Here is a 17,669-nt window from a genome sequence, read left to right on the forward strand (position 1 = left end):
TTCGACGGTCTCAGGCAGCGTTGAAGACTTTCCGTGCAGAAAGATGGTTGGCCGCATGACCACGCTCTTCTCGATCATCGAATCTCCGAACCATCCTCGCTTCGACGCCCTCTATGAGCGTCTCGGCATCAGCCAGGCCAAGCTCGCCTCGCAACGCAAGGCGCTGCAAGCACTCAAGTCCATGACGCCGGACTGGATCGTGGCGGAGTTCTTCTACGGTTTCGGCAACAACTACGCCGGTGCGAATGTCAGCAACCTGGACGTCCTTCTCGCGGCCGTGCGCAAACAGGCACCGTCGGCACGAACGATCGTGCTGGTCGGTAAAGAACAGGCCCCATATATTCCGCGACTGGCCGAACTCTTCAGGATCCATGCCGTGCTGACATTGCCGGTCACCGAGGCCGACCTCGAAGCGGTCCTGCGGGATACGCAAACCTCTTAACCGCGCTCGAGCACACGGCTCGCTGACCTTGCGGCGAATAGATACCTCACCATCCGGCCACCCCGCGTCGGCCTCCCGAACCGATCCAGCCGACTCAGGTCACCGCCGGGCATTGGTGCAGGTAAGAAACGTCCGACAGCTGGCGCATGACGAACTCGGCCACATCCGCCCGGCTGACGAGTCCGGCCATCAAGGTGGGGTCGGTGCCGCTGCGATAGTCGCCGGTACGCGGTCCGTCACCGAGCCCGCCGGGCCGCACGATGGTCCAGTCCAGTCCGCTCGCCTGGATGAGGCGCTCCTGCTCGGTCTTGGCCGCGATGATAGGTTGCAACACCGTGTCCATGGCCTGCCGGAACTCCGGGCTGACCTGCTCGCGACTGTCACCGACCCCGAGCGAGGTCACAGCGACGAGCCGGCGCACCCCGTTGGTCTGCATGGCCTCGATGATGCGCTGCGTGCCGTGCGCCTCGACCGGCTCGGTGCCGACCCCGGAGCCCAGTACGCAGATCACGGCATCTGCTCCTTGAACACAGCGGCTGGTCGCCTCCTGATCCAGCACATCTCCGCAGACGACGTTCAAGCCGGGCCGCGCCTCGATCTTGGCGGGGTCGCGCACCAATGCCGTCACGGTGTGACCGGACGCGAGAGCCTGCTCCAGAACCTGCCGGCCGGTTCCACCGGTCGCGCCAAAGAGTGCGATCTGCATGCTCGGATGTCCTCGAGGTCTGTGGTTGATCGAAAGAGTCGCCGGAGCGAAGAGACCGGCGACCTTCGGCATGATAAGGCCGGGGATCGGCAACCCCGTCGCGTCCCGATCAATCCCGCGGGAAATACTGCTTCGATCCGCTCTCCCGCACGCAGTAGATCCCGCCCCGTGGTCCCGTGCAGAGCCGCCCGGAATCGCACGGACAGGCACCCGAGCTCGGCTTCGCGGGCACGGCCGTCTTCCCGCCGCCGTCGCGCCAATCCCAGGGCGCGATCGGCCGCGGGTCGGCCCAGAGTCCGACCCCATCCCTCCGAGCCGCCTTCTCGGCCGCTTCGTAGAGCCGCCGGTCGCTCGGAGATTGCTCGCCGGCGTACTCGCGATACCACCAGGCGTAGCCGGCTCTCACAAGTGCCAGGTTCACGTCCGCACCATCCAGCATGAGCGTGCCGACCATGCGGCCGTAACGGTCACGCTTGTGCCAATCGACGCTGACGACCTCGCCACCGACGAGTGCCGAGAGTTGCTGCTTAGCTTTGGTACCGAAGGGCTGTTTGCTCTCGGGGGCGTCGATCCCGGCCAAGCGGGTCCGATGCAGATCCTTGTGCGCATCGAGCACCTCGACGGTATCGCCGTCGAGGATGCGGACGACCGTGCCGAGGAGGGTGTCGGCATGGGCTGGAGGGAAGATCGGGAGGGTCAAGACAAGGAGGGCAGGGAGCAAACGCAGGAGCGAAAGGGACACGACGTACCCCGGACAACGGACATGGGTACCTTGGAGGGTAGACCAGTCCGCGACGGGGACGGGTGAACAGATTCACGCAAACGCCAGTCGCACCGTCGAAACATGCGTCGGCGGCTCATTCCGGGGCGGAGGTACGGAGTTTGGGGCAACTTGTCCGCTCGAACGCCTCCGGAACACAGCCACGGATGGCGAACGACTGCGCCCCGGAGCGAACAGGAGCCTCATGGCTCAGTGTTGAGCCGCCTAAAATCCAGTCTCAATGCGAATACATTGTTCGATCCCTACGATATGGTTTGATGAAGGTAATACGTTTCTCCATTCAACTTGAAAGAGCCAAGCAGCGCATGAACTTCAGAGATCTCTTTGCAGAAGACAAACCCTGGAAGTTCGGGAATCTTTATGCATCCATCTTTTGTGAACGTGTCGACATGATTCGACTCTAATGCCTTTTGAGCCCAAGCAATAACCTGATTTGAAATACGAATGCTCATCAAAGCGGGTCTCAGATCAGAGCGGAAAAACCGAAGGACCAATAACGCGCGCCTTATCGGGAGGTCAGGATGAGGAGCGCAGGGAGCAACCACGGAGCGAAAAGGGATACGCCGTACCCCAGACTACGGACATGGCTACCTTGGAGGGAGACCAGTCCGCCGCCCGAGGGCGTCTGAGGACCCACGTGTTGTTTCCAACATCATCTCGTCCCGAATTTCGCTCATCTGACTTCCGCCGATCTTTCCCTACTGCGGCACCGGCCGAGATGAGGCGGAAGGGTCTGTTCTCGACCCCGAAGCGGACATCCCCACGAACCGAGACTGTGCAAGTATTCTTGGCCGACGATGCCGGTGGGGAGAGTCGTACCCATTAGCCCGTGAATTGCTATCCAAGTAGGGCGCGCGCGCGTTTTCAAGCATCTCCAACCTGCAAAAGTGGGGCGCTATCTCTGAAGTCGCTCTAAAAGGCGAATACTTGCACAGTCTCACCGCGTGGGGTCAGGAAATTTTACACCCCTCTCGCGGACGTCAGTCTCGAATCCGGGATTAAAACTGCTCTTGCAAACCCAGTAGCTTCCGCAACCGGCCGTCGGCCTCCAGCATCATCAACTCCTCTTCTCCCCCGATATGTTCATCGTTGATGAATATCTGGGGGTAGTACTTGAGCCCGCAGCGCCTGAACATCTCGTCTTTTTCAAGCGGCATCAAATCGATCATATGGTCGACATATTCGATGCCGTATCGGTCCAACAACGCCCGAACGTCAACGCATTTCCTGCCGTTGCTTGTGCCGTAGATCTCTACTTTTTCAGTCATTATGATCTCGAATTAGAGAAGCGATCGCGTCGCGAAAGGAGATGTCGATCGGCCTACTTCTCGGTGTCTGCGCGGTCACTCTCTGCACCGGCTCCCGACAACAGGAAATTGATGTAAGGCGCATAGAGCAGCACCTGGCCTTGCGCAATACCGAGCTCATTGAATGCTTCCGCGACGCGGTGCAGGCAGTGCGGGCTATCCGGCGTCTGCTTTAGCTCCTCCAAGGCAGCAAGCAAGGCATCGATCTCCTGCGGGTCCACGTATCTGCGCAGCATATCAATTGATTCAGTGACTCGGTCGACGTTGACATCGACGCCTTTATCCGGGACGCGAAGTCGGCCGAAATCCTCCTCGATAATCCGTCGCCGCATCGTGCTCACGAACTGATTAAAGGTCTCCCTGTCAGGCTCATCGAGAAACAACTCAACCAGTGGCTCTCTGTTCACCAGGCTGACAAACGAAAGCGTCGAACCCGATATCAGAGGCTCAGGGTCCAAGACGTACAAAACGACGCTCAAAGACTCCGTTCTGAGCGGCGACTTGATGATGTACCGAATCTCGTCATCGACAAGCTCAAATTCCCGAGAACCTTTGGTCGCATGCTTCTGCACGAGCCTTGTAGTCATGGCGTACGGTAATGTCCGATTTACAAGCTCTGTACGGAGCTAGGTCGAGGGGAAGGGCCAAATGGATCTTGACTTGCGTAAAGGTGCGTTCTTGCCTGCCGGAACTCACCAGCAGACCTCTTGGCTTGCTCGCCATACCTCAGCTTCGCCTGAACTGCGCCTACCTCGCCGGTGCCGGTGCCGGTTCCGCGTGAGGCGCATTCTCCCGGAAGCCCCACCTTCAGCGACCGACAGCAACGAGCGTAGGCAGGTCGCCGGAGCAGCGCCGGTAAACGGCGCTTCGGGCCGACTCCGAGAAATGAGTACACGCAGAGATAAGATGCACCTGATCGGCCGCTCCCGCCTCAGACCGCAAATCCGCCCGAGCCGGCTCGCGGGTGTCGGGAAATTTCACACCCCGCTGACCACGCCCATTCCAGTTGGGGCAGCAACCGGCCCACCGCCGACACTCACCTTGCTGCGCAGTGTGGCAGCTCTGCAATGGAAACCGGTCATCACGGACGACTCGCCCATCGAGACGAAAAAAGCGCGCGCGATTCCTCGGTCTGGCCGCAGTCTCTCCGTGCGGACCTCTGGAAGCAATGTGCAATGAGCGGCCTGCGCTCCGACGCACCTCCGCAAGGGATCGCGGGATGCCTGGATCTTCATTTTCGAAGAAGCGGCTTGACTTGACCGACCGGTCTATTATGATGCGCAACATGCACCTCGAAACCGACACCCGCACCCGCATCCTCGCCACCGCCCGCGAGATGTTCCACGGCCGCAGCTACGCCGACGTGGGCATCCAGGAGATCTGCGAGGGTGCCAAGGTACAAAAGGGAAGTTTCTACCACTTCTTCCCATCCAAGCACAGCCTGGCCATGGCGGTCATCGACGACATGGCCGACGATTGGGCTCATGGTTTCGTGGCGGAGGCCTTCGACCCAAGTTTGCCGCCGGTCGAGCGCCTGGATTACCTGGTCGATGCCGCCTATTACTGGCAAAAGGCGGCCACCGACATCGAGGGACGTATGCCCGGCTGCCTGTTCGGTAACCTGGCTCTGGAGATGAGCACCCGCGACGACGTCATGCGGGCCAAGCTGAACGCCGTGTTCGACCGGGCCAGGGACAAGTTCCGCGCCACCCTGGACGAGGCCGTGCAGGCCGGCGCCCTCGCGGCCATGGACACCGAGGCTACCGCCAGCGCCATGCTCGCCTACCTGGAAGGCATCATCCTGCTGGCGAAAACCCGCAACGACCCGGACGTCATCCTGGTCCTGGGTCCGGCCATCAAGACTTTGAGAATCGAACTGAACCACTGAACTGAAACAACGTGACTGAAAGCCCGCTTGGGCTTTTTTTTAAGCCAATGACTTGACCGACCGGTCAGCTAGCGCGGCCCTGCCGCACCAACCCGAGAGGAGAAAGAGCATGCAAACCAACCAAGTTCTCGACGCCCGCGGCCTGAACTGCCCCCTGCCCATCCTGCGCACCAAGAAGGCGCTGAACGCCCTGCAATCCGGCGAAACCGTGAAGGTGGTATCCACCGACCCCGGTTCCGTGAAAGACATGACCTCCTTCTGCGAGCAGACCGGAAACCGCCTGCTGTCTTCCCAACAAGCGGGCAGCGATTACGAGTTCGTCATCCGCAAGACCTGAGCGGATCAGGACATGCCGGCCGGGGAAGGCGCCGATGACGGAGCCTCGGCTCCAGGTACCAAGACCATGCGGTGCACCGCGCTCACCGCATCCATCCCCGTCAGATGATCGAAGTCACCGAACTACGGAGCACACCATGAACGTCGCGAAACTGAACCCCGTCGAGCACTCATCCGAGGCCCTTCCCGCCGATCTGGCAAGCCTGGATGCCTGGCTCGACCAACGCCTGGACGAGAAGCTGGCGCAACGCGAGGCGGCAAAGATCCCGTCGCTCGCCATCGTTGCCACCAAGGGCACGATGGACATGGCCTATCCACCCCTCATCCTCGCCTCCACCGCCACCGCACTGGGATGGAATGCCTCGATCTTCTTCACCTTCTATGGCCTGGAGCTACTCAAGAAGGACTTGTCACTCAAGGTCTCACCCCTGGGCAACCCGGCCATGCCGATGAAGATGCCGTTCGGACCCGAATGGCTCAAATGCATCAACTTGCCGATCCCAAACGTCCTGGCCGGCAACCTGCCCGGTTTCGAAAGCTTTGCCACGTCGATGATGAACCAGACGCTCAAGTCCAAGGGCGTTGCCAGCATCAAGGAGTTGCGCGATATCTGTATCGAGTCGGAGGTCAGGATGGTCGCCTGTCAGATGACCGTCGACCTGTTCAACTACCGGCAGGACGAGTTTATCCCGGAGATCGCGGAATGGATCGGCGCAACCAGCTACCTGGCCGAGGCGCGCAAGGCCGACGTCTGCCTATTCATTTGATGCCCCCGCTCTCCCCCGGTCAACGGGTGTCGAACGCGCCCGAAAAAGGGAAGGGGCCACACAGGGGGCTGGGGTCAGGGTCTACCATCGGAATTGCAGATAGTCGGAAAGGCTGAGAGCGATCGGCCCTCGCGCACGAAGATCGACCAAGGCGCCGATGGGGTCAACAGCGCGCAGGATGTGGTGACGAAGGAGCCGCATCGCTCTCGTTTGCTGCGGTTCGGGTACTCACCGCATTCCACGCGCTTTGGGACTCCACCGTCGGCTTTGGATACCACTGCGGTCGCCTAAGGGGCATCAATCAGTGACCGCAGATGGCCGATTGGAGCCGCTCACCTGGACCAACGCGACAGGCAGGAACGCGTCCGGAGCGGTCGCCCTGGACGTGCAACCGAGCGGTAGTTCCGAGTCGTCTCCTCGCCCGACCACGTGAACTGGATCGACAGCAATGCCCGCGTACCGGGTCGCCGGCCGAGCTTGAACTGGTTCCCTCAGGTCGCGACAGGGCGGCGGTCTCCGTGGCCCATTCCCGTTGCGAACCCTCCTCGCATTCCACTGGCGACCATAATCCATCGACGGCGAACCAGCAGCCGAGATCGCATGCCGCGTACCCGCTTCGCTCCACGGTAAGGGTTTTACTCCGGCGGATTATGGTCGCCATCGGCGGCGCTCAAGCTCGACTCGACCTCCCGATGCGCCACGACTGTAGCTTCCGCGGCACCACGCAACCTTACGCCACCTAGCGCGGAACCCCGCGATAGAGCCGATCCACCCGGTCCCGGACCCAAGCGGGACGCGCGAGGAGAATGTACGCGAGCAGCACCGACTCAAGGGGGACTGCGAAGGCCGCGGTGTCCACGATGACGATCAGTAGAGCCGAAACCAGACGGTGGGCAGGATGCATGACGACCTCGGGGTTGGCAGGGTTCACGAGGCGGGCGGGATTCCGGTCAACTCCGAGGGTTATTCGATTGGCGTGCAGGCCGAACGCGAGAGGGCCCCATGCAGCCTTCGGGCACTCGGGATCGGGGCCGACGCTCGGCGTCCGACCCGGCACGGGCTCGCGGTACGGCCGATCCGGACAAGGCGGTTCCGGTGTCCGGCCGGCAGATCTGCGTCGATCGGCGCCGGTCTCGATGCGCTCCAGGATCTCCTCGTCCGTGGCGGTATAGACCAGATCGAGGTAGGCGCCGATCGGCGGCGGAGCGACCCGCACCTCCCCGACCTCAAGGCGCGCCTCGCCGCTGCCGTGCCGCCCGGTCAGGAGGCGCGTCAGCGCTCCCGACGGCGAGGGTCGCCGGCTTGGGCGACCGGCAACCTGGTCACGACCCGATCGATGGCGGACTGCCCCGTCAGCCGCAGCGCGGCCAGGGCCAGGGCCGGGGCCAGGGCGTGATCGCTTGGGGTAGCCGGATCGTCTTCGTGCAGCGAGCGCTGCCAGTCCTCGACGCGCTCGGACTCGATCGCCGCCGCCCGGGGCAGCCGTCCAGAGCGACCGGGACCGGCCGATCGGCGGCCGCGCCCTCCGTGCTTCGGGCCTCCTCCTCCGCGCCGATGCGCTCGCCCGGATGCTCCCGCGCAGCGGCCCCGGCAGGGCGCACGATGAGTCGCGGCAGCGCTCCGCGAGGCCCTGCGGCGATCTCCACATTCGAATAGCCGATATCCAATCCGACGACGTACATGGCTCCGCCCGTTGGGTTCACTGCGAATGCACTGGCGGTACACAGACGCACTTCACGCGGTCGCCGTCCCGATGCCTTCCGATGACAAGGATCACAAGAGATCCGCAATCGGCGCACAAGAAGGCGACAGCGAACGCTCGGCATTCTCGGCGTCGAGGCGGTGCAACGCCAGGCGTTTAAATGACCGAAACGTTGTCTTTCCGGGAGGTGCCCTGCGCATGACGGGTGCTCACCTCCTGGGGCCGGACGGCATGGAAAACGGCTGTCGATCGCGGGGAAGAGAAACAGACGCGACCCGAAGAACGGATAGGTTCCGGAAATGAAACGGGAATGCCGATCGGTAAGACGCGGCAACCGCTTTTGCGGTAATGCATTGGAGAACAGTGAGCCACGAATGAAACCCGAGCGGCGTTTTGCGACGTCCGGCGACATCCACCCGATGGATGAGCGAGTACGCCCGTCCCGAACGATTACGGATCGACGCATGACACGACGACCGAACAGCAATGCGGAAGACCTGAAGGGTTGCACTCTGCACGAGTAGCGTGCGACGCGCCGACCGACGGAGGGGCGACGGTACTGCCTGCCCTGACCGGAAGCCGCCCGCGGCAGGGGAGAACAGCGGGCCTTGTTTCACCAAAGATAAGAGGGTGCAGACGCCAGGCCGGCGTGCCGCCTGCCCACACGCTCGAGGCAGCCTTCCGGGCAGGCCCGCTCGGCGCAACGGGCAGGGACGCCGAGGATGACGACGCCGCCGACGCGGACGCGGCGCCGAGCGATGTCCGGAGGCTCTCGACACCTGGATCGCGCAACCTGCCCGCCCTGCAGGGGCGCGCCGAGCAAGGGCTCAGCGCCTTCGAGCAACGTCAGGCGGAACGTCTCGGCGAAGCGGGCCAACGGCATCCGCCACTGCTCGGGACTGTCGTACCCGAACATGACCGCACCGGGCTCGTTCCAATGCAGGATGTTGCCCAGCGGATCCGAGACGACGATCGCTTCGGTCAGGTTCTCCAGCGTCGCCTGAAGCCGCGCCTCGCTCTCGCGCAGCTGCGCCTCGGCGCGCTTGCGCTCGCCGATGTGCGACGGCTTGTGGCCGGTTGCTGCCGCTAGGATCGCCTGAACCGACCCAAGACCAACTGGACCGCAGGCAGCCGCAAAAGCGGTGGACGAATCCGGTAGAGTCAGCGCGGGTTACTCTGAGGACTTCCCGTGAACTAAAGTGACCGACAACACCCACGCACCGTCTATAGCTCACTCCGCATAGATCATCGCGCGGGTCATACCGCCATCGACGACCAGATTCTGGCCGGTGATGAACCCGGCACTCGGCCCGGCGAAGAAGCGGACAGCCGCCACGATATCGGAAGGCTCGCCGACGCGCCCGACCGCATGTTGAGCCTGATCGATCGGGCGCTGGTCCGCGGCGCGCCGGTGGGCCGACTTCTGCAGGGGTCCCGTCTCGATCCAGCCGGGGCTCACCGCATTGACGCGGATCAGCGGCCCGAGACTGATCGCCGCGGCATGGGTGAAGGCCAGTAGCCCGCCCTTGGCCGCGGCGTAGGCTTCACAATTGGGCTCCGATTGCAGGGCACGGGTCGAGGCGATGTTGACGATGGCGCCCCGGCGCGCGCGTAGCCCCGGAATGGCCGAGCGGGTGCAGAGGAAGGCTCCGGTCAGGTGACCGTCCAGCCAGCGCCGCCACCCCGCGAGCGAGAGCGCTTCGAGCGGGCCGCTCACCGGATCAGCGAGACCGGCGTTGTTCACCAGCAGGTTCAGACCGGCAGGCTCGCCCGCCCGGTCCTGCCACGCCTCGAGTGCGGCGAAGGCAGCGGCAACCGCCGTCTCCTCACCCACGTCGGTCGCCAGCCCGAGCAATGCGGGACTCCCCAGCTCGGCCATCAGCTCGTCGAGGGCCTCGGCATCGCGGTCAAGCACCATGACCCTCCACCCTTCGGCCAGGAACGACTGCGCCAGGGCGCGTCCTATGCCTTGCGCACCGCCGGTGATGAGAGCGAGGGAAGCAGTCATGATCGAACGGACTCCTCGATGAGCCCCGCCGCGTGTCGATCCAACATGCGGCCGAGCAACGATGATGCGCTCAGCCGGCGGCGTTCCGAAAGGAGCCATCGATCGGTTGATGCTCCCGCCTGCCTCCGGCCATTGGCCCCGACCATGATCGAGATCGCTTACATCGTCAAGGAACGCCGGGGAGTCGAACGCTTGCGCACCGCCTGGAAGCAGGCCGCCGATGCTATGACCTTATCATGGGGAACACCGAGCAACTATTCTTCGGAGAAGTCCCCGATGACAGCCCCATCCATTCCCCGCCTGAGCCTGGCCCACCGACCCACGCCCATCGAGCCGCTACCGCGGCTCTCGGCCCTGCTCGGCGGTCCTCGGCTCTTCATCAAGCGCGACGATCAGACCGGCCTTGCGCTCGGCGGCAACAAGACCCGCAAGCTGGAGTTCCTGGTGGCCGAGGCGCAGGCGCAGGGTGCTCGGACCCTCGTCACGGCGGGCGCCTGGCAGTCCAATCACTGTCGCCAGACCGCCGCGGCGGCGGCCCGCTGCGGGATGGACTGCATCCTGGTGTTGACCGGCGAGCGCCCGGACGAGGCGTCCGGCAATCTGCTCCTCGATTACCTTCTGGGTGCGCGGATCGTCGCGACGCCCGATCGCCGCGACCGCGATCGTCTCCTCGCGGAGACCGTCGAGACCGCTGCGGCGCAGGGCCAAGCCCCGTACCTGGTTCCCTACGGGGGAAGCAGTCCGACCGGAGCATTGGGCTATGCCTTTGCGATGGGGGAGGTCCTTGCGCAGGGGGTCGAGGTGGACTGGATGGTCTTCGCCACCTCCAGCGGCGGCACCCAGGCCGGGTTGGTCTTGGGGCAGCGTGTCTTCGGCTACCGCGGGACACTGCTCGGGATCAGCATCGACGAGCCGGCAACCGCGCTGACGTCACAGGTGGCCGCCCTGGCGAGCGATGCAAGCGTGGCGCTGGGTCCGCGCATCGCCTTCGACGCCGCGGACGTGCACGTCGATGATCGCTACTGCGGAGCCGGTTACGGGGTGCTGACCGATCTGGAGCGCGAGGCGATCCGACTCTTCGCCCGCACCGAGGGCATCCTGTTGGATCCGGTCTACACCGGGCGTGCCGCCGGCGGCCTGCTGGATCTCATCCGCCGAGGCTTCTTCCCGAGCGACACGCGCATCCTGTTCTGGCACACCGGCGGGCAGCCCGCGTTGTTTGCCGAGCCGTACCGGAACGAACTCGTATGAGAGCGGTTGCGGCTTCGACCGAGCACCCCCTCAACCGAGCGCCTGCATCACACGGCACTGCGGATACGTCGAACATCCCCAGAACCGATCGCCCGCCCTCGGTCCCTTCTTCACGGTGCGCAGGATGAGCGCGCTGCCGCACTTCGGACAGCGGCGCTCCGCCAGCGGATCCGTTCGCGTCTGAAGACTGCGCACGTGTGCTCGGTTCGTTGCCGCCCCCGGCTTCAACCGGCCGTCGGCGATGCGCCGCAGGACGGCCTCGACCGCCGCCTCGCTGAACACCGGCTCACGGAAGGAGTTGATGTAGGCGATGAAACGGGCACCTTGCGTCACGTTCTCCGGCATCGGGGTCTTGAAGGTACTGGCCCCGACGAACGTGACGACCGAGTGGATGGTTTCGGGAGGCACGTCGAGCAGCGCCTGCAAGGCTCTTACATGCTTGTAGTTCTGCAGCAACGGGTTCTGAAACCGGGTCGTGTGCCGGTAGATCTTCTGCGTCCACTGCGCTTGGCGCTCGCCGCCGAAGATCCAGCCCTTCATGTTCTTGGTCTCGATCACGAAGACCCCGTAGCGCGAGACGACGACATGATCAATCTGGGTGGTCCCGTCGGGGGTCGGCAGGGTGAGATCGTGGACGGCCCGATAGATCGCGCGATCCAGCCGAAGCCGGAGTGCAAACCGAACGAGTTGCTCGCCCAAGATGCCTTTCACCCGCGGTGACTTCAGCAGAGCGCCGAGGAGCGCAAGCGGAATCAGCCACCAGAGGGCGTTCACGAGTGGCGCGAGGACGAGCGTCGGATCCATGACCGTGGGTCTCCTGGTGGGGGCATGCGGCGTCGAGAGCGCAGAAAGTGTAAATCATGACATTCTGTCATGCGAGCTTGGGGACAGACACGGCCGTCGGGAAATGCCGACGACTCCGACCTCGACGAAGCGGTGAGGTTGGTAAACTGACCAGGCGCGAGGTGCTTCGACTGCACCCGGACCGTCCAACACGGAGAAGCCGATGGATCCGCTTTCCGCCGCCTTTGCGGCCTATCTCAACACCTTTTCCACGACCTTGACCAATTCGATGCAAGCCCAAAACAATTACGATGTGCAAGCCCATGTCGTGGAGCATGAAGGGTATTCCATCACCTTTCAGCATCGCCTTTGGAAGATCCAGGACGACTCCGTCTGCGCCGATCTCCGACAGGACCTCACACGCTATTCGGGCTGCACCGAGGCGGCTCGGAACTGGTTCCGGGGGGCCTGCGGACGTCTGAACAACAACCCGACGGACCACTGGTCCAACGCCAAGCTGAAAACGATGTACTGCAACGCCGCGGTGTCCTATCAACCGACGATCGCCGCCATCGAATGGTCAGCTCCGAGCGAACCCAACGTCCTGCGAAGTGCACGCGAGGCCTGCTCGCTCGCGCGCGTCGCGGTGCTCGGAGAAAACACCGCCGAGCAACGTCGACGCAAGGCCGAAGCCTGCAACCACTACGAGATGCTGAAAGGGCAGACGTCGATCGCGGATCACGAGTGACCGGGCATGCGGCCTGCGCGAGGATCGATGCGTTGTCCCTCAGGCGAGCAATCAACCGAAAACCGAGCCGGAGGGAGATACATCCGTGTGCGGACGCTATGCCCAATTCACCTCGCCCGGGGATATCGCCGAGATCTTCGGCGCGACCCTCGACATCGCGGACCTCGGCCCGCGCTTCAACGCCGCCCCGATGCAGTGGTTGCCGGTCATCCGCCAACGTCCGAGCGGGGAGCGGGTCGTGCAAACGCTGCGCTGGGGTCTCCTTCCGAGTTGGGCGAAAGACGAGACCATCGCCAACCGCCTGATCAACGCCCGCGCCGAGACCCTGGCCGAGAAACCGTCATTCCGCTCTGCTTTGCGCAAGCGTCGCTGCATCGTCCCGGCCGACGGCTTCTATGAATGGGCCAAGCGCCCGGACGGCAAGCAGCCCTATTACATCCATGCCTCGGACGGCAGCATCCTGGCGTTCGCCGGGCTTTGGGAGCGCTGGACCCAACCCGACGACGGGGAGATCATCGACAGCTTCACCATCGTCACCACCGCGGCCAACGACCGCATGCGGGAGCTGCACGATCGCATGCCGGTGATTCTCGCTCCCGACGCCACGGCCCGCTGGCTCGATCCGGCGAGCGAGCCGAATGCGCTGAGCGACCTCCTCGGCCCCTGTCCGGACGCACGGCTCGCGCTTCACCCGGTCACACGAGCGGTCGGAAACGTGCGCAACGAGGGAGCGGAGCTGATCGCGGCGATATCCGGCGAGAACACGCGCACGCACTGACGAGGGACGGCCCGATGCCGAGACGCAGGCTCGCAATGGTCAAGACGACAATTCCGGACGCGAGTCGAGTTTGGTGGACTTCATCCCGTCAGAATGGGCCTCTGCTTCGAAAATACCGAGGCAACCTCACTCACCCCGCCCTCACCACTCCCGACACCACCCCGAGGATCTCCACCTCGCCCTCCTCGAACACCAACGGGTCCATGGCGTCGTTCGCCGGCTGCAGCCGAATCCCGTCGAGCTCCCGGTAAAAGCGCTTGAGGGTGACCCGATAGCCGTCGATCCGGGCCACCACCGTCTCGCCGTTCTCGGCCGTCGGGCGCTGCTCCACGACCACCAGGTCGCCGGTGTCGATGCCGTCGTCGGTCATGGAATCGCCGCGTACGTACAGCGCAAAACTGCGCTCCGCCGCATGCCGCTTCACCAGACGGGCCGGGACCAGCAGGGTCTCCCGCTCCTCCACCGCGACGACCGGCTGACCGGCGCTGACCAAGCCGAGCAGCGGCAGCTCGACGGTGAGCTCCTCGCTCGGGTCGAGCGGCTCCAACTCGGGGTGCCAGGTGGGACGCATCTGTCTACGGAGCGGTTGCAACACATCGTCCATCTCGATCTCCTGGAGGTGATGGTCTGTTCGGGGAGTTTAGCCGCAGATTCGCGATCATGCGCGCCCGATAACGGCTGAATCCTGCACTTCGGCGCACCCGGCGTCAACGCGGTCGGGCCCGAACACCGCGTCGCCAAGCGCCGTTTGCGTGTTCACGATGGCGTCGCACGCCATCTCGACCATGGCATTGACGATCGCCTGCGCGGATTCGCCCGCGCGCCGAAAATCGGTGCGGATCCCGATGATCCTTGCGCCCGCCGCCTTGGTCGCGAAGAAGTAGCCGATCTCCCATGCGGTCCCGTCGTCGACCTGGGTGCCGTCGAGCAGGGCGATCAGCAGATCGGCACCGTCGAGCCCGGCCTTGCAGCGCCGGAAGATCTCCGTGCGTGCCTCGGCCCCCGAGGCGGCGATCTCCTCGGGCGTGATCAGCTCGTACGGCCAAAGGATCTCGACGGGCTCGCCCCGTCGGGACGCCTGCTCGAGCAGGAGGCGTTTGGTCTTGCGGTGCCAGTCGCGTTCGGCGTCGGTGAAGAGCGGTCCTGCCAAGTAGATGACACGCATGATCGTCCCTCGAATAGCCCATGATCCGTTTCGAACGCCGCGTCGGGCTCACCCCGCGCGTACCGTCGCCAACCCCGCCCAGCGCGTCGTCGAGACCCCGGAGCCGCGCTCCGAGCGTCGCCGCCAGCCGGACCCCGACAGCTGACCCGCGAACCGAAGGGTCTCGCGCCCGTACTTACGGTTGACCGCATCCAGCACCGCCATGCGGCGCCGCGCGCGCTCCTCCTCCCCGACCTCGGCGAACAGATCCGCCGGCGCCTGACCGGCCGGGACCACATCCGACAACAGCACGCCCGCCTTGCGGTAGGCGTCGCCGCCGCGAAACAGCCGGTCGACCCCGCGGGTCGCGGCCCGCACCAGCGCCGTGCTGTCCTGCGTCGGCACGGGGAAACCCAGGGTCGCGGCGTTCGCGTAGAACGCCCGACCCGCATCGAAGGGATTGGTCTGCACGAACACCGTCAGCGCCGGGGCGACCAGCCCCTGCGCCCGCAGCTTCTCCCCGGCCCGGCTCGCAAACGCCGTGACCGCCGCCCGCAGCTCGGCCGGCGCGGTCACCGCGGCACCGAAGCTGCGCGACACCATGACCTGCCGGCGCGGCGGCGCCACCTCCTCCAGCGCCAGACAGACTTGCCCACGCAGCTCCCGGGCGATGCGCTCGACGACCACGCCGAAGGACGCGCGCAGCCGCTGCGGGTGCGCCTCGCGCAGCGCCCGGGCATCGGCGATGCCGAGCGCGCGCAGACCTGCCCCCGAGCGACCCGCGATGCCCCAAAGGTCTTCGACCGGAACCGCGGCCAGCACGGCGTCGGGGTCCGGCAGCTCAGACCAATCAAGCACCGGACCGGCCGGACCTTGGCCCTTCTTGGCCAGCCGATTGGCGAGCTTTGCGAGCGTCTTGGTCGGGGCGATGCCCACCGCCACCGGGATGCCGGTCCAGCGCCGAACGGTGCGGGCGATCTCCAGACCCAGGGCGGTAGGATCCCGGACCCCGGCCAGATCCAGAAAGCACTCGTCGATCGAATAGACCTCGATGCGCGGGGCGAACCTCGCCAGCACCTGCATCACCCGCCGCGACAAATCCCCGTAGAGGGCATAGTTCGAGGAGAAGACCGCAGCATCGGCGCGGCGCAAAACCTCGGCGTACTGGAAGTAGGGCGCCCCCATCGGGATGCCGAGCGCCTTCGCCTCGTTGCTGCGCGCCACCACGCAACCGTCGTTGTTGGAGAGCACCACCACCGGGCGCCCCTCCAGGCTCGGCCGGAAGAGCCGCTCGCAGGAGGCGTAGAAGTTGTTGCAGTCGACCAGGGCGAACATGACGTGACCTCTCTCGACCGCACGACAACGGGGGCTGCAGCGATCCGTTCCAGCGTCATCTCAATCGCCCGCAGGCTCGACACGCACGGCGGGTTTATCGTCATCGGGAGGGCCGGCCAGCGACGAGCCGGCTTTCCACGTCAGCAGGCGATGACCACCGTCCGGCATTGGGCGCAACAGACCGACCCAGCCTTTCCCCCAATCGATGCGGGCGGCCCCGTCCTCCAGCGTCCAAGTCCCGCTGCCCCGGTAGTCGCCGACCTGCTCGGTGGCGATGCCGCCCGGCAGGAGTCCGATCACGATCGGGGTCTCGGGTCGCGACAGACTGGGCGCGGACCAGGTTCCCTCCAGCGCGTCGCCGGCACCCACGACAGCTGAAAGGAGCAGCAACAGGAAGGCAAGAACAGGACGCGACATCGGACACCTCAAGGACTGCGGATGGGCAACGGCCCGACAAGCTCCGTCGGGAAAGGAGATCACAAGCGACCGTGAGCTCAGAACGAATGCACGACATGGGCGACCACGCCCCAAATCATCAATCCCATCTCGCCCCGAATCTCCAGCGGCGCATAGTCCGGATGCTCGGGAACCAGCCAGACCCGCTCACCCTCGATCTTCAGGCGCTTCAAGGTCAGCTCCCCATCGACAGCGGCCACCACGATCGATCCGGACTTGGCCTCGCGCGAGCGGTCCACTACCAGCAGATCGCCGTCGCGAATCCCCGCGTGGATCATGGAGTCCCCCTGCACCCGCAGGAAGAAGGTCGCGGCCGGATGCCGGATCAACTGCTCGTTCAGATCGATGGTGCCTTCCAGATCGTCGTCGGCCGGCGAGGGGAAGCCGGCCGGGATGCGCGCGCCGAAGAGCGGGAGCGGGCAGGGGAGCGGGGCGAGCCTGCAGGCGTGCGCGATCATCGGTGTGCCGGACGCAGCGGATGAACCCGCGCTGTGAGCGCGGCGCGGGCAGAGAAATCGGATCGAGGCATGACGGATGACCGGAGCTGTATAAACGTCCAGTTATGATAGCGCATGTGAGTGTGATCGGACCAAGCCGAGACGGCCGGTCTTTAGGGGTCGCGATGGAGGTGACCTTGACGATAGGTGATCCGACCCGCGATGGGGTCCAAAATCTACGCGATCTCGCCCTGGCTGATGGTGCGCAACAGCGCGAAGCAATGGACCGGGATACCCGGAAAGGTATCGGTGAGGTGGGGCAAGACGCCGACAAAGGACGACCCGCGGATCACGACGTCGTCGACGAGCACCAGGGTAGTCTGGGGATCAAGTGGCCTGACGGACTCGACTCGGATGGTGCGGTAATGCTCGGGCGGATCAGGTCGTCGACCCGGAGCCGCCAATGCCGCTTTACCGATCGCCTCGGACCGGCTCAGGCACGGCAAGACCGAGCCACCGATTCCGCAGTCTTGCAGCGCCTCGCAGATCACCATTGCGGGCCATAACGAGCCTTCCTTGATCAGCGAGCTCCGGGGCATCGGAAACAGAGTCACATCCGGCCCCAGAAACCGGGAGAGACAACCGCCGGCTTCGATGTTCTCTCTAGCGCGCAGCGCGGCACGCCCGATCACCGCCACACCACCGAGAACGCCATTGTTCTTGATCGCCGTGCGCACATCCCGAGAGCGCCGGGATAAAGGACTCTGGCCGCGTACCGCGTATTGAAGTACAGCGCCGAA

The 17,669-nt window shown here is 64.6% G+C and carries 22 protein-coding genes; 7 read left to right on the forward strand and 15 right to left on the reverse strand.

Annotated features, from left to right (window positions below; all coding sequences use genetic code 11):
• The first annotated feature begins 55 nt into the window (after positions 1–55).
• On the forward strand, positions 56–442 hold the full coding sequence (locus BLV04_RS19975) for a hypothetical protein (protein ID WP_093036600.1): 387 nt from the start codon (positions 56–58) through the stop codon (positions 440–442).
• Positions 443–536: 94 nt separating this feature from the next.
• On the opposite strand, the gene BLV04_RS19980 is transcribed toward BLV04_RS19975, so the two are convergent.
• The 4 genes from BLV04_RS19980 to BLV04_RS19995 all read right to left on the reverse strand — a co-directional run bounded on the left by BLV04_RS19980 (position 537) and on the right by BLV04_RS19995 (position 3,823).
• Entirely contained in the window at positions 537–1,148 is a 612-nt protein-coding gene (locus BLV04_RS19980; RefSeq protein WP_093036603.1) for an NAD(P)-dependent oxidoreductase, read from the reverse strand.
• 109 nt (positions 1,149–1,257) lie between these two features.
• Positions 1,258–1,890: a thermonuclease family protein gene (locus tag BLV04_RS19985; protein WP_217633746.1), complete on the reverse strand. Its 633-nt coding sequence runs from the start codon at positions 1,888–1,890 to the stop codon at positions 1,258–1,260.
• A gap of 1,037 nt (positions 1,891–2,927) precedes the next feature.
• A complete protein-coding gene (locus tag BLV04_RS19990) occupies positions 2,928–3,197 on the reverse strand; it encodes a glutaredoxin domain-containing protein (RefSeq protein WP_093036606.1) in 270 nt (89 codons plus the stop codon).
• A gap of 53 nt (positions 3,198–3,250) precedes the next feature.
• Positions 3,251–3,823, reverse strand: coding sequence for a hypothetical protein (locus tag BLV04_RS19995; RefSeq protein WP_093036609.1), 573 nt, complete (start codon positions 3,821–3,823; stop codon positions 3,251–3,253).
• Between the two features lie 698 nt (positions 3,824–4,521).
• Here BLV04_RS19995 and BLV04_RS20000 point away from each other — a divergent pair.
• The 3 genes from BLV04_RS20000 (at position 4,522) to dsrE2 (ending at position 6,227) form a co-directional block, all read left to right on the forward strand.
• Entirely contained in the window at positions 4,522–5,124 is a 603-nt protein-coding gene (locus tag BLV04_RS20000) for a TetR/AcrR family transcriptional regulator (RefSeq protein ID WP_093036696.1), read from the forward strand.
• A gap of 109 nt (positions 5,125–5,233) precedes the next feature.
• Positions 5,234–5,461, forward strand: coding sequence for a sulfurtransferase TusA family protein (locus BLV04_RS20005; RefSeq protein ID WP_093036613.1), 228 nt, complete (start codon positions 5,234–5,236; stop codon positions 5,459–5,461).
• A gap of 136 nt (positions 5,462–5,597) precedes the next feature.
• Positions 5,598–6,227 carry a sulfur carrier protein DsrE2 gene (gene dsrE2 / locus BLV04_RS20010; RefSeq protein WP_093036616.1) on the forward strand — a complete coding sequence of 210 codons (630 nt, stop codon included), beginning with the start codon at positions 5,598–5,600 and terminating at the stop codon, positions 6,225–6,227.
• A 739-nt stretch (positions 6,228–6,966) separates the two neighbouring features.
• Here the strand turns inward: dsrE2 and BLV04_RS25735 are convergent.
• The 4 genes from BLV04_RS25735 to BLV04_RS20025 form a co-directional block, all read right to left on the reverse strand.
• Positions 6,967–7,443 carry a hypothetical protein gene (locus tag BLV04_RS25735; protein ID WP_245731961.1) on the reverse strand — a complete coding sequence of 159 codons (477 nt, stop codon included), beginning with the start codon at positions 7,441–7,443 and terminating at the stop codon, positions 6,967–6,969.
• A gap of 136 nt (positions 7,444–7,579) precedes the next feature.
• Positions 7,580–7,909, reverse strand: coding sequence for a hypothetical protein (locus BLV04_RS25740; protein WP_245731962.1), 330 nt, complete (start codon positions 7,907–7,909; stop codon positions 7,580–7,582).
• Positions 7,910–8,542: 633 nt separating this feature from the next.
• On the reverse strand, positions 8,543–9,094 hold the full coding sequence (locus tag BLV04_RS26105) for a PAS domain S-box protein (RefSeq protein WP_371828657.1): 552 nt from the start codon (positions 9,092–9,094) through the stop codon (positions 8,543–8,545).
• A gap of 66 nt (positions 9,095–9,160) precedes the next feature.
• Entirely contained in the window at positions 9,161–9,937 is a 777-nt protein-coding gene (locus tag BLV04_RS20025) for an SDR family oxidoreductase (protein WP_093036622.1), read from the reverse strand.
• 276 nt (positions 9,938–10,213) lie between these two features.
• On the opposite strand from BLV04_RS20025, the gene BLV04_RS20030 reads away from it, so the two are divergent.
• Entirely contained in the window at positions 10,214–11,188 is a 975-nt protein-coding gene (locus tag BLV04_RS20030; RefSeq protein ID WP_093036699.1) for a D-cysteine desulfhydrase family protein, read from the forward strand.
• A 30-nt stretch (positions 11,189–11,218) separates the two neighbouring features.
• On the opposite strand, the gene BLV04_RS20035 is transcribed toward BLV04_RS20030, so the two are convergent.
• On the reverse strand, positions 11,219–11,992 hold the full coding sequence (locus tag BLV04_RS20035; RefSeq protein ID WP_093036625.1) for a nuclease-related domain-containing protein: 774 nt from the start codon (positions 11,990–11,992) through the stop codon (positions 11,219–11,221).
• Positions 11,993–12,194: 202 nt separating this feature from the next.
• Between BLV04_RS20035 and BLV04_RS20040 the strand changes: the two genes are divergently transcribed.
• The gene (locus BLV04_RS20040) at positions 12,195–12,719 is read left to right on the forward strand and encodes a hypothetical protein (protein WP_093036628.1); all 525 of its coding nucleotides are present in this window, start codon (positions 12,195–12,197) and stop codon (positions 12,717–12,719) included.
• An 85-nt stretch (positions 12,720–12,804) separates the two neighbouring features.
• Positions 12,805–13,497: an SOS response-associated peptidase gene (locus BLV04_RS20045; protein ID WP_093036632.1), complete on the forward strand. Its 693-nt coding sequence runs from the start codon at positions 12,805–12,807 to the stop codon at positions 13,495–13,497.
• A 130-nt stretch (positions 13,498–13,627) separates the two neighbouring features.
• On the opposite strand, the gene BLV04_RS20050 is transcribed toward BLV04_RS20045, so the two are convergent.
• From BLV04_RS20050 to BLV04_RS20075, 6 genes are all read right to left on the reverse strand, one after another.
• Entirely contained in the window at positions 13,628–14,101 is a 474-nt protein-coding gene (locus tag BLV04_RS20050; protein WP_093036635.1) for a LexA family protein, read from the reverse strand.
• Between the two features lie 54 nt (positions 14,102–14,155).
• Positions 14,156–14,662, reverse strand: a complete 507-nt coding sequence (locus BLV04_RS20055) for a nucleoside 2-deoxyribosyltransferase (RefSeq protein WP_093036638.1) — start codon at positions 14,660–14,662, stop codon at positions 14,156–14,158.
• 48 nt (positions 14,663–14,710) lie between these two features.
• Positions 14,711–15,976 (reverse strand): Y-family DNA polymerase, encoded by a 1,266-nt coding sequence (locus BLV04_RS20060; RefSeq protein WP_093036641.1) that lies wholly within the window; start codon positions 15,974–15,976, stop codon positions 14,711–14,713.
• Positions 15,977–16,036: 60 nt separating this feature from the next.
• Positions 16,037–16,393 carry a hypothetical protein gene (locus tag BLV04_RS20065; RefSeq protein ID WP_093036644.1) on the reverse strand — a complete coding sequence of 119 codons (357 nt, stop codon included), beginning with the start codon at positions 16,391–16,393 and terminating at the stop codon, positions 16,037–16,039.
• 77 nt (positions 16,394–16,470) lie between these two features.
• Entirely contained in the window at positions 16,471–16,890 is a 420-nt protein-coding gene (locus BLV04_RS20070) for a LexA family protein (protein ID WP_093036647.1), read from the reverse strand.
• 215 nt (positions 16,891–17,105) lie between these two features.
• Positions 17,106–17,606: a hypothetical protein gene (locus tag BLV04_RS20075; RefSeq protein ID WP_139191977.1), complete on the reverse strand. Its 501-nt coding sequence runs from the start codon at positions 17,604–17,606 to the stop codon at positions 17,106–17,108.
• Between the last annotated feature and the right edge of the window lie 63 nt (positions 17,607–17,669).

This window comes from Thiocapsa roseopersicina (assembly GCF_900106925.1).
Classification (GTDB): Bacteria; Pseudomonadota; Gammaproteobacteria; order Chromatiales; family Chromatiaceae; genus Thiocapsa; species Thiocapsa roseopersicina.